Below are 12,184 nucleotides of genomic sequence, written 5' to 3' on the forward strand. Positions count from 1 at the left end.
CGGACGCGCGGGCGCACGCGTCCGTCACACCGGCGGCCCGGCTCTCACCGCCCGCCGTCCACCCGTCGCAGGGTCCGCAGGAGGTACTCCTTGCGGTTCAGCGGGTCCCGGTCGGTCCTGGACCGGTGCGGGGCGGGGCCGTCGACCGGCCGGTAGTCCTCGAAGGCGGACTCCACCACGCCTTCCCCGCGCGTCATCCCCGGCAGCAGCTGCTGGAGCTCATGGACCCGGGCCGCCGGGACCACGCCCTCCACCACGCAGACACCGTCGCGCGTCTCCGGGGGCCCGGGGACGGCGCGCAGCCGTGCGAGCACCGGCACGAGCGGGCCCAGGGAGTCGGCCGGGATCTCGGCACGGAAGCGGTGCATCGGCTCGTACACCGTGGTCCCGGCCCGTCTCAGGGCGTCCATCAGCACCAGCGGCGTCAGATGGCGGAAGTCCCCCGCCGTGCTCGACATGCTCTTGTCGAACACCGCGTGGGAGTGGCTCTGCCGGGGCCAGTACCCGGAATGGGTCATGGTGACCGTGCAGTCGGTGACCTGCCATCCGTGAATTCCCTGGCCGAGCGTTTCCACGACGGTGTCCTCCACCGCCCGCATCAATGCGTACGGCATGGAACCGAGCTCGACCTCCCGGCGGAATTCCACCCCGCTGCCGAATGCGGCGGGCTCCACCCGGAGTCCGACGGTGGCGAGAAAGGGATTCGGGTCCGTGTCGATGAATTCGACGGCCGAACCCGTTCCCGCGGGCCGCTCCAGGCAGATGGTCGTCGTCTCCCGGAAGCCGACCTCGATGCCGTACTCGTCCGCCAGCGTCGCCTGGATGACCTCCTTCTGCACCTCGCCGTAGAGCGACAGGGACACCTCCTGGCGGAGGTCGTCACGGCGTACGCCGATCAGCGGGTCCTGCTCCGCCAGGTGCCCGAGGGCGATGTGCAGGGCTCCCCTGTCCTGACGGCGGCAGGGGGTGACGACGGTCTCCAGGGTCGGCGGGGCGAAGTGGGCCCGCGCGGGCTCCATGGCCGGTTCGCCGGTCATGTCCCCGATCCTGTCGCCGATCCGGACGGCGTGCAGGCCTCGCAGCCTGCCGATCCTTCCGGCGGGGAGCACGGCCCCCCGGACGTCCGTCCCGTGGTCGAAGACGGTGATGGCCGAGATCTTGCCCTCACGGCCCTCCTGTTCGCCGTCTCCTCGCAGCCGGACGCGTTCCCGGGTGCGTACCGTCCCGGAGAACATCCGGGCGTACGCGATCTTCTCCCCCGCCGGGCCGCGTTCGACCTTGAAGACCGTGCCGGAGGCCGGGCCGGCGGTGTCCTGGTCCGTCACGGGCAGGAACTCGGCGATGCCCCCGGTCAGTTCGGCCACGCCCGCGCCGGTGACCGCTGACCCGAAGTACACCGGGTGCACGAGCGCCTGCCGGGTCTGCCGGGCCAGCCGCTCACGCAGCCGGCCGTACGGGACGCCCGCCCCGCCCTCGACGTACGCCGCCAGGAGCTCGTCGTCGTGGGTGGTGAGCAGATCGGTCAGCGCGGTGACGAAGGCCGGGTCCCCGGCGGTGAACGGCCGGGTGCGCGCCTCCCTGGTGCCCAGCCCCTCGGCGGTGCCCATCGCGACGACCGCGGGTGACAGCCGTCGCGCGAGGTCGGCCAGGACCCCCTCGTACCGGGCGCCGGCCCGGTCGGTCTTGTTCACGAACACGAGCGTGGGGATCCGCAGGCGGCGCAGGGCCCGCATCAGGATCCTGGTCTGCGCCTGGACGCCCTCGACGGCGGAGACCACGAGCACCGCGCCGTCGAGCACGCCGAGGACGCGCTCCACCTCGGCGATGAAGTCGGGGTGCCCGGGGGTGTCGATCAGATTGACCGTGACACCGTCGACGGCGAAGGAGACCACGGCGGACTTGATGGTGATGCCGCGCTGCCGCTCCAGGGCGAGGGTGTCGGTCTGTGTGCTGCCGTCGTCGACGCTGCCGACCGCGTCGATGACTCCGGCGGTGTGGAGCAGCCGCTCGGTCAGGCTCGTCTTACCGGCGTCGACATGCGCCAGAATTCCCAGGTTCAATGTGTGCACTGAGCTTCGGGTCCTCGAGATAGGGGTGAATTCCTGTCTGGGTGGACACAGAAGCTCGGCGCATGGACATCTCCCTGGTTCGTCAGTTGGTGCCGGAATTACAGCAGGGCGCCCGGCCGGGCGGCAATCGATTAATTCCGGAGGTGCGGGAAGCGCAGTTCGGTACGGCTGCGCGCGGTGTCGCCGGGGCGCAGCACGGTGCTGGGCAGATCGGGCCGGTTGGGTGAGTCGGGCAGGTGCTGGGTCTCCAGGCAGACCGAGCCGTGCCGTTCGTGGCGGCGGCCTGCGCCGTCGGTGAAGGAGCCGTCGAGCTGGTTGGCGGTGTAGACCTGGATGCCGGGCTCCGTGGTCCACACCTCCAGGACCCGGGTCGCGTCCGGGGCGGTGAGGCGTGCGGCGCGGCGCAGTCCGGCGCCGGTGTCCCGCAGCACCCAGGAGTGGTCGAAGCCGCCCGCGGCGCGCAGCTGTGCGTCGTCCGTGCCGAGACGTTCGGCGAGTACCTGGGGCGTGGTGAGGTCGAACGGGGTTCCGCGGACCTCGGCGGGCGGCCCCAGGGGGATGCCGTCGTCGTCCACCGGGAGGTAGGTGTCGGCGTCGACCTCCAGGCGGTGGCCCAGCACGTCGTCGTGGCCGGTCAGCTCGAAGTAGGCGTGGTTGGTGAGGTTGACGACGGTGGGGCGGTCGGTGACCGACGCGTAGTCGACGGCCAGGGTGCCGGCGGTGTCGAGGGTGTACGTGACGGTGGCGTGCAGCGCCCCGGGGAAGCCCATGTCGCCGTCGGGGCTGTGCAGGGTGAGCCGTACGGACACGGTGTCGTCGGTGCGGTCGGAGGCAGCGTCCCACACCTTGGTGTGGAAGCCGTCCGGTCCTCCGTGCAGGGCGTGGCCTCGGTCGTTGGCGGGGACGTGGTGCTCGGTGCCGTCCAGGACGAAGCGGCCGTGGGCGATGCGGTTGGCGTAACGGCCCACGACGGCACCGAAGTAGGGGTGTTTGGCCGTGTAGTCGTCGAGGCCCGGGAGCGAGCGGACGACGGACGCGGTGGCGCCCGTGGTGTCCGGCACGGTGAGGCGGTGCAGGGTCGCGCCGTAGGTGAGTACCTCGGCTCGGACTCCCGTACCGCTGTCGAGGGTCCACAGGTCGGTCCGGGTCCCCTGGACGGAGCCGAAGGGGGTGCGGTGCACGGTGGGGCGCGGCATCAGAGATCCTCGGTGCGGCCGGAGTCGGGCCCGGCCTGGGTGGATTCGCGGACGACGAGGCGGTAGCCGGGGCGTGGCCTGCGCGGTTCGGCGACGGGTGCGCCCGAGAGCTGCTCGACGAGGCTGTCGACGGCGAGGCGGGCGATGGCTTCCTTGTCGGGGGCGATGGTGGTGAGCGTGGTGGTGGTGTAGCGGCTCTCCTCGATGTCGTCGAAGCCGACGACGGCGATGTCGTCGGGGATCCGCAGGCCGCGTTCGGTGATGGTCCGCATCGCACCGATGGCGATGAGGTCGTTGTACGCGAACACGGCGTCGGGGCGGTGGCCCTGGTCGAGGAGCTGCGCCATGCCGGTGGCGCCGTCCTCGCGGCCGTAGCCGTCGGTGACCACGACCAGGGATTCGTCGGGTGTGATGCCGGCGGCCTCCAACTCCTCGCGCCAGCCCCGGAGCCGGAGGTGTGCGGGCTGGCGTTCCTGGCCGGTGCGCGATCCGAGGAAGGCGATACGGCGGTTGCCCTGGCCGACGAGGTGGCGTACGGCGGCGCGGGCCGCGGCCACGTTGTCGATGGCGATGTGGTCGTACGGTGCTTCGTACTCGCGCTCGCCGAGCAGGACCAGTGGCGCGGTCTCGGTGCGCGCCATGAGGTCCTCGGTCTCCAGGTGGATGGGGCTGAGGATGAGTCCGTCGATCACATGGGAGCGGAAGCCCTGGCTGACCAGGAGCTCCTTCTCCCTGAGTCCGGCGGTGTGGTCGACCAGGACGGTGTAGTCGTGGCGGGCGGCCGCGTCGATGACGGCTCCGGCGAGTTCCGCGAAGTACGGGTTGCCGAATTCGGGGACGGCGAGGGCGATGATGCCGGTGCGGCCCTTGCGCAGATGGCGGGCGGTGAGGTTCGGCCGGTAGCCGAGCTCGTCGATCGCCTGCTGCACCTTGGCGCGCATCGCGGGTGTGACGTGCTGATAGTTGTTCACCACGTTCGACACGGTCTTGATGGACACGCCCGCCCGTTGTGCAACGTCCTTGAGGCTGACGCCCACGGCACTCCTTGGTTCGGCTCGGCTCGGCTTGGCTCTGTGGCCGGCCCGGTGCGGCCGGCCTGTCGTCAGGTGCTTCTGCGACTGCGCGCGAGATAGCGCTGCGCCACCACGACAACGATAAGGAAGCCGCCGCTGACCACCGACTGGTAGGAGGAGTTGAGCGAGCCGATCTGGTTGATCAGGTTCTGGATGACGGCCAGCAGCAGGACGCCCCAGAGCGTTCCGCTGATGGACCCGGCGCCGCCGATGAGCAGGGTTCCGCCGATGACGACGGCGGAGATCGCGTCGAGTTCCATGCCCACGCCGACGATGGTGACGCCGGAGGACAGCCGGGCGGCGTTGAGGGCGCCGGCGAGTCCGGCGAGCAGGCCGCTGAGCGTGTAGACGAGGATCTTCGTACGGGCGACGGGCAGGCCCATCAGGGTGGCGGCGTCGCTGCTGCCGCCGACGGCGAACAGGGACTGCCCGAAGGAGGTGCGCTGCAGGACGAGTCCGCCGGCTCCGAAGAGCACCAGGGCGATGATGATCGGGTAGCCGAAGCCCCAGACGCTGCCCTGGCCGAGCTCGCCGAAGGCGGAGTCCTTGGGCACGAGGTAGGTGGTGGCGCCCTCGTCGGTGAGGGCGAGCAGCAGACCGCGGGCGCCCAGGAGGGTGGCGAGGGTGACGATGAAGGGCGCCATGTTCCCCCGGGCGATGAGGAATCCGTTGAGCAAACCGATGCCGCCGCACACCACGAGGGGGAGCAGCAGCGCGGCGAGGAATCCGTACTGCGAGGCCCAGGCGGCGAGGACTCCCCCGAGGGCGAAGACCGAGCCGACGGAGAGGTCGATGCCGCCGGTGATGATGACCATCGTCATGCCGAGGGCGACCACGGCGAGGAACGAGGCCTGGATGGTGACACCGCGGGCGTTGTCCAGCGACGCGAACGTCGGGTAGATGAAGGAGGCGGCGATCACGACGGTCAGCAGGACCGCGAGGACGCCCTGGCGTTGCAGGAGTTCGGCGGCGCGCTGCCGGCCGGTCTGCTCGGGGCCTGCCGCGGGGCGGGCCGCGGGCGCCTTCGGTGCGGCCGGGGCCGGGGCGGCGGTGGCGGGCTTGGTTTCGTTCATCGGGACCGACGCTCCCGGGCGACGTAGACGGCGGCGATGATGATGGCCGCCTGGGCGATCTGTGCGGTGGAGTCGGGCAGGTCGTGCTTGACGAGGGTGGCGCGCAGCAGCTGCATGAGCAGGGCGCCCGCGACGGTGCCGAGCACCCGGACGGAGCCCCCGTTGAGGGGGGTGCCGCCGACCACGACCGCCGTGATGGCGGAGAGTTCCATGAGGGTGCCGAGCGAGGAGGGGTCGCTCGCGGTGAGCCGGGCCGTGGCGAGGATGCCGGCGAGGGCGGCGAGCACTCCGCAGAGCACGTACACGCCGATGAGGACCCGCTTGACGGGCAGCCCGGCGAGCGCGGCGGCGGAGCGGTTGCCGCCGATGGCGACGACCTGGCGGCCGAAGGTGGTGCGCTGCACCAGGAAGGCGACGGCGACGGCCAGCACTCCGGCGATCAGGACGACCAGCGGGATGCCGAGGAAGGAGCCGGTGCCCAGCGACAGCAGGTCGGGGTTGACGATCTGCTTGAGCTGCCCGTCGGCCATGACCAGGGCGAGGCCGCGGCCTCCGACGAAGAGGGCGAGCGTGGCCACGATGGGTTGCAGCCCGACGAGGGAGACGAGGGCGCCGTTGACGGCTCCGACGACCGCGCCCGCCAGGAGCGAGACGACCAGCGCGGGGACGAGCCCGTAACCGAGGTAGAGCGGGAGGAAGGCGGCGGCGAGCGCCATGGTCGAGCCGACGGAGAGGTCGACGCCCTCGGTGCCGATGACCAGGGCCATGCCCAGGGCGACGATGACGATGGGGGCGACCTGGACGAGCTGGGTGCGGAAGTTGTCCGCGGTCATGAAGTGGTCGGTGAACAGGGCGTTGAAGAGGAGCACCACCGCCACGGCGACGTACACGCCGTAGCGCTGGTACCAGGCGGGGTCACGCAGCCGGGCCAGGGGGCTGGCGGACTCGTGGGGCTTGTCGCTCTTCGCGGGCGGGGCGACGGCGGTCTGGGTCATCGGGGGTCCTCCTGGGCGGCCGGGTCCCGGTCGGCCGGCTGCGGTGCGTGGTCGGCGAGCACTTCGAGCAGCCGGTCCTCGGCCACGTCGTCGCCCGACAGCTCTCCGGCGACCGCTCCGCCGCGCAGGACGACGATCCGGTCGGCGCCCTCGATGAGCTCCTCGATGTCGGAGGAGATGAGCAGGACGGCGAGGCCCTCGCGGGCGAGGTCGTCGATGAGGCTCTGGACCTCGGCCTTGGCTCCGACGTCGATGCCCCGGGTGGGTTCGTCGAGCAGCAGGACCTTGGGTTCGAGGCAGAGCCAGCGGGCCAGCAGGACCTTCTGCTGGTTGCCTCCGGAGAGTTCGCCGACCTTCTGCTCGGGGCTGGACGCCTTGATCCGCAGGCGCTTCATGAAGATGTCGACGATCCGGTCCTGCTTGGCGCGCGAGACGACACCGGCCCGGGAGAGGCGGGGCATGGCCGCCAGGACGATGTTCTCGCGTACGGAGAGACCGGGCACGATGCCCTCGGCCTTGCGGTCCTCGGGCAGCAGGCTGATGCCGGCGCGGATGGCGGCGGCCGGGGTGAGGCGCTTCAGCGTGGTGCCGTCGACGGTGAGTTCGCCCTTGTCCAGGGGCAGTGCGCCGGACAGTGCCTTGGCCGTCTCGCTGCGGCCGGAGCCGAGGAGGCCGCCCAGGCCGAGCACCTCGCCCGCGTACAGCGACACGGATATGTCGTGGAGCTGGAGTCGGCTGGAGAGGCCGGTGGCGGTGAGCACGGGTGTACGGGCGGCCTCGTGCCCCTCGGCGGCGAAGCTGGTGACGCCGGAGCGGCGCACCTCGGAGAGGTCGCGGCCGAGCATCATCGACACGAGCTGCATCCGGTCGAGGTCGGCGAGGTCGCCGGTGTGGATGTGGCGCCCGTCGCGCAGGACGGTGACGCGGTCGCAGATCCGGTAGAGCTCGTCCATGCGGTGGCTGACGTAGAGGACGGCAATGCCCTGGCCGCGCAGGCGTTCGATGACGCGGAAGAGGGTCTCCACCTCGCGTGGTTCGAGCGAGGAGGTCGGCTCGTCCATGATGACGACCTGGGCGTTGACGGACACGGCCCGGGCGAGGGCGACCATCTGCTGGGTGCCGACACCGAGGGTGTGCAGGGGGCGCCGGGGGTCGACGCGTACGCCGAAACCGTCGAGCAGGTCGCCCGTCTCGCGGTGCATGCGGGCGAAGTCGATGAGGCCGAAGCGGTTCCTCGGTTCGCGGCCCAGGAAGATGTTCCGCGCCACGCTCATCAGCGGGACGAGGTTGACCTCCTGGTAGATCGTGGAGATACCGGCCTGCTGGGCCTCGAACGGCCGGGAGAACCTGACCGGTTCACCCGTCATCCGCAGTTCGCCGCCGTCGGGGCGGTAGACGCCGGTCAGCACCTTGATGAGGGTGGACTTGCCCGCGCCGTTCTCCCCGACCAGCGCGTGGGTCTCCCCCGCGCGCAGGGAGAAGGTGACGTCGTCGAGGGCGACGACGCCGGGGAACCGTTTGCTCACCGAGCGGGCTTCGAGCACCGTGGCGGCCGTGTCGCCGGCCGCCTCCGGTACCTGAGGTACTGCTTCGGGTGGTGCCATGGGTCTTCTTGGCCTTCCGCTGTCCAAGGGGTGAGGGCCCGGGGCCGCCGTGGCTCGGTACGGGCGCCACGGCGGCCGGGGCCGCTGGGTTCAGGAGCGGATCAGAACGCCCCGCCGAGCGATTCCTTGGCGTTGGTCTCGTCGTAGGCGCGGTCGGTGATGATGACGTTCTCCGGGATCTCCTCGCCGCCGTAGAACTTCTGGGCGGTCGCGAAGGCCAGCGGGCCGAAGCGCGGGTTGGACTCGATGACGGCGTTGTACTCGCCGTTGACGAGGGCCTGCACGGCGTTGCGGGTGCCGTCGACCGAGACGATCTTGACGTCCTTGCCGGGCTTCTTGCCGGCGGCCTTCAGGGCCGTGACGGCGCCGAGGCCCATCTCGTCGTTCTCCGCGTAGACGGCGGTGATGTCGGGCTTGGACTGGATGAGCTGCTCCATGACCTGCTGGCCCTTGTCACGGGCGAACTCGCCGGTCTGCTGGGCGACGATCTCGATGCCGGGGGCCTCGGCCTTGATCTGGTCGACGAAGCCCTTGGTCCGGTCGGTGGTCACGTTGTTGCCGGAGGCGCCGAGGAGGATCGCCACCTTGCCCTTGCCGTCCGTCGCCTTGATCATCGCGTCGGCGGCGCGCTTGCCCTGCTCGACGAAGTCGGAGCCGAGGAAGGCCACGTAGTCCTTGCACGCGGTGGAGTTGACCTTGCGGTCGATGGTGAGGACGGGCACCTTCTTCGCCGCGGCGGCCTTGAGCGCCGGCTCGAGGCCGTCGGAGTTCAGCGGCGCGATGATGAGGAACTGGGCGCCCTGCGAGAGCATGTCCTGGATGTCGCTGATCTGCTTGGACAGCTGCGACTGCGCGTTGGTGGTGAGGAGCTTCTTGACGCCGACCTTCGCGGCCTCGTCCTTGATCGACTGGGTCTCGGCGATACGGAACGGGTTGGCCTCCTTCTCCGACTGGGAGAAGCCGACCACGGCGTTCTTGAGGTCGATCTTGGGCGCGCCGTAGCTCTGCAGCGAACAGCCGGGGCCGGAGGCGGCCTCGGGGGACTTGGCCGCCTGGGCTCCCTGGCTGCTGTCACCGCCCACGCTGTCCGAGGTCTCCGACTTGGAGCAGCCGGAAACGGCCAGCGTGGCGGTGGCGGCGATCAGGCAGGCCGCGGCGAGGGTACGGGATCGACGCTGGGTCATCATGCGCGGGACGCTCCTTGGCGAGGTGACGGCACACCGTTCGGCGTGCGGTCGGGCATGGCGGGACGATGCGTCAGCCGCTCGGCGGCAGTTGACGCTGTATCCCTCACGACCCCGCTGCGAGCTGCGGAAACGACGGTCGTGAGGGCTTGTGCGGCCTCTCGGCGGCTCGGTTTACAACGTTATATAGGCGCGGTGGCGCAGGCGGCAAGAGAGTTGTCGATGCGTTTCCAAAATGTGTCACCCGGGCGCACCGCCTTCCGCGGAGCCGCGGCCGGGGCGGGACGGCACCAGGTGCTGCGCCACCCCTGGACACCGGCTTGACCGCGTGCTGTCATACCGCCGACATCAATTTTCCAACGTTGCAAGCGAGTTGTCGTCCCGTCGCCCCCGGGCGCGACAGCGTCCTTCGCCATGCGCCGGCCCGTCCGGGCCGGTCACCCCACCCCTGCCCGGTCCGGGCGGTCACCGCGCCCCTGTCCGGCAGAGCAGAAGCGGAGTCCCCACACGATGCCCCTGAACCGCAGACAACTCATGACGAGCGCCCTGGTCACCGCCGCCGCGGCCACCTCGGCCGGCCGCTGGGCCACGACCGCGACCGCCGCCGAAGGCGTGGTGGCCGCCGCGCGCGGCGGGCACTACTCCCCCAACGCCGCCCCGCTGCACCCGACGGCGTTCCTGAAGCTGCCGCCCGGCCGGGTCAGCGCCAAGGGGTGGCTCGCCGGTCAGCTGCAGCTCCAGCTGGACGGACTGTGCGGCCGGTACGAGGAGTTCTCGCACTTCCTCGACTTCGAGGCCACCGGCTGGGTCCGCCCCGACCGGGGAGGCTGGGAGGAGGTCCCGTACTGGCTGCGCGGATACACGGACCTGGCGATCGTCACCGGCGACGCGAAGGCGCTGGCCTCCGCACGCCGGTGGATCGACGCGGTCCTCACCACCCAGCAGTCCGACGGCTTCTTCGGCCCGAAGGCCCTGCGTACGTCGCTGAACGGCGGCCCCGACTTCTGGCCGTTCCTGCCGCTGATCCAGGCGCTGCGCTCCTGGCAGGAGTACAGCGACGACAACCGGATCATCCCGTTCCTCAGCCGGTTCTTCCGCTACATGAACGCCCAGGGCCCCGGCGCCTTCGACACCAGCTGGATCGCCCTGCGCTGGGGCGACGGCCTGGACAGCGTCTACTGGGTGTTCAACCGCACCGGTGACACCTTCCTGCTCGACCTCGCCGACAAGATCCACCGTTACGGCGCCGACTGGGGCGACAACCTGGTCAACCCGCACAACGTCAACATCGCCCAGGGCTTCCGGGAGCCCGCCCAGTACGCCCTGCGCAGCGGCTCACCGCAGGACACCCGGAACACCTACGGGACGTACGCCAAGGCGATGGACGCCTACGGACAGTTCCCGGGCGGCGGCTTCGCCGGGGACGAGAACGCGCGGCCCGGGCACGGAGACCCCCGGCAGGGCTTCGAGACCTGCGGCATCGTCGAGTTCATGGCGAGCCACCAGCTGCTCACCCGGATCACCGGTGACCCGCTCTGGGCGGACCGCTGCGAGGAGCTGGCCTTCAACTCGCTGCCCGCCTCGCTCGACCCGTCGGGCAGGGCCATCCACTACATCACCAGCGCCAACAGCGTCGACCTGGACGACGTGCCCAAGCGGGACCGGCAGTTCCAGAACGGCTTCGCCATGCAGGCGTACCTGCCGGGTGTCGACCAGTACCGCTGCTGCCCCCACAACTACGGGATGGGCTGGCCCTACTTCGTCGAGGAGCTGTGGCTCGCCACCCCGGACGGCGGTCTCGCCGCGGCGATGTACGCGGCCTGCGAGGTCACCGCCAAGGTCGCGGACGGCACCGAGGTCACCTTCACCGAGGAGACCGACTACCCCTTCACCGACACGGTCACCCTCTCGCTCCGGGCTCCGAAGCAGCTGCGCTTCCCCCTCGTGCTGCGCGTGCCCGCCTGGTGCACCGAACCGGACATCCGGGTCAACGGGCAGCGGGTCACCGCCCCGGCGGGCCCCGCCTTCACCCGGGTCGAGCGGACCTGGTCCGACGGCGACAAGGTCACCCTGCGCTTCCCGCAGCGGACGACCGTACGCACCTGGGCGGACAACCAGGGCTCGGTCAGCGTCGACCACGGGCCGCTCACCTACTCGCTGCGCATCGGTGAGTCGTACGAACGCATCGGCGGCACCGAGCAGTTCCCGGAGTACGCGGTCCACGCCACCAGCGCCTGGAACTACGGCCTCGTCCTGGACGGCGCGCGGCCGCCCGTCCCGGCGCGCCGCCGGGCGGCCGGCGCGAACCCCTTCACCCTGGAGGGCACCCCGCTGGTGATGACCGCCCGCGCCCGCCGCATCCCCGAGTGGGGCGCCGACGACGAGCACGTGGTGGCGCCCCTCCAGCGGAGCCCCGCGCACAGCACCGAGCCGGTCGAGGAGGTCACGCTCGTCCCGATGGGCGCGGCCCGGCTGCGGATCACGTCCTTCCCGACGGTGAGCCCGGACGCGGAGCCCTGGCTGGCGGACCGCTGGTACCGGATCGCCAACCGCAACTCCGGCAAGGTGCTCGGTGTGGACGGCATGTCCACCGCGAACAGCGCCCATGTCGTCCAGTTCGGCGACACCGGGACGGCCGACCACCTGTGGCGGCTCGTGGCCAACGGCGACGGCTGGTACCGCATCCGCAACCAGCACTCGGGCAAGGTGCTCGGCGTGGATCTCATGTCCACCGCCAACAGCGCCCACGTCGTGCAGTTCGACGACAACGACACCGCCGACCACCTGTGGCAGCTCGTGCCCGACGGCGACGGCTGGTACCACATCCGCAACCGCAACTCGGACAAGGTGCTCGGCGTGGACGGGATGTCCGGCGCCGACAGCGCCCATGTCGTCCAGTACGACGACAACGGGACCGCGGACCATCTCTGGAAGCTGCTCTGAGCGACGGTCCGCCGACATGCCACCCCGCGCCGCCGGCCCGGGGGGAC

General features: G+C 71.0%; 8 protein-coding genes. 1 reads left to right on the plus strand and 7 read right to left on the minus strand.

The genetic code is table 11. From position 1 onward, the window contains the following. Positions 1 to 44: 44 nt before the first annotated feature. The 7 genes from JKV81_RS07250 to JKV81_RS07280 all read right to left on the minus strand — a co-directional run bounded on the left by JKV81_RS07250 (position 45) and on the right by JKV81_RS07280 (position 9,197). A complete protein-coding gene (locus JKV81_RS07250; protein ID WP_202075197.1) occupies positions 45 to 2,069 on the minus strand; it encodes an elongation factor G in 2,025 nt (674 codons plus the stop codon). Between the two features lie 131 nt (positions 2,070 to 2,200). Then, complete coding sequence (locus JKV81_RS07255; RefSeq protein WP_202075198.1) at positions 2,201 to 3,265, minus strand: aldose epimerase family protein; 1,065 nt, start codon at positions 3,263 to 3,265, stop codon at positions 2,201 to 2,203. Beyond that, a complete protein-coding gene (locus JKV81_RS07260) occupies positions 3,265 to 4,302 on the minus strand; it encodes a LacI family DNA-binding transcriptional regulator (RefSeq protein WP_099171573.1) in 1,038 nt (345 codons plus the stop codon). Before JKV81_RS07260 ends, JKV81_RS07255 begins: the two co-directional genes overlap by 1 nt. Before the next feature lie 65 nt (positions 4,303 to 4,367). Continuing rightward, complete coding sequence (locus JKV81_RS07265) at positions 4,368 to 5,411, minus strand: ABC transporter permease (protein ID WP_202075199.1); 1,044 nt, start codon at positions 5,409 to 5,411, stop codon at positions 4,368 to 4,370. Then, positions 5,408 to 6,406: an ABC transporter permease gene (locus JKV81_RS07270; protein ID WP_124278655.1), complete on the minus strand. Its 999-nt coding sequence runs from the start codon at positions 6,404 to 6,406 to the stop codon at positions 5,408 to 5,410. The genes JKV81_RS07265 and JKV81_RS07270 overlap by 4 nt, the downstream gene beginning before the upstream one ends. Next, entirely contained in the window at positions 6,403 to 8,010 is a 1,608-nt protein-coding gene (locus JKV81_RS07275) for a sugar ABC transporter ATP-binding protein (RefSeq protein WP_129260637.1), read from the minus strand. The genes JKV81_RS07270 and JKV81_RS07275 overlap by 4 nt, the downstream gene beginning before the upstream one ends. A 101-nt stretch (positions 8,011 to 8,111) precedes the next feature. After that, positions 8,112 to 9,197: an ABC transporter substrate-binding protein gene (locus JKV81_RS07280; protein ID WP_202075200.1), complete on the minus strand. Its 1,086-nt coding sequence runs from the start codon at positions 9,195 to 9,197 to the stop codon at positions 8,112 to 8,114. Between the two features lie 507 nt (positions 9,198 to 9,704). Here JKV81_RS07280 and JKV81_RS07285 point away from each other — a divergent pair. Then, a complete protein-coding gene (locus tag JKV81_RS07285; RefSeq protein WP_202075201.1) occupies positions 9,705 to 12,137 on the plus strand; it encodes an RICIN domain-containing protein in 2,433 nt (810 codons plus the stop codon). The last annotated feature ends 47 nt before the right edge of the window (positions 12,138 to 12,184 follow it).

The sequence above is a fragment of the Streptomyces silvae genome (assembly GCF_016745505.1).
GTDB classification, from domain to species: Bacteria; Actinomycetota; Actinomycetes; order Streptomycetales; family Streptomycetaceae; genus Streptomyces; species Streptomyces silvae.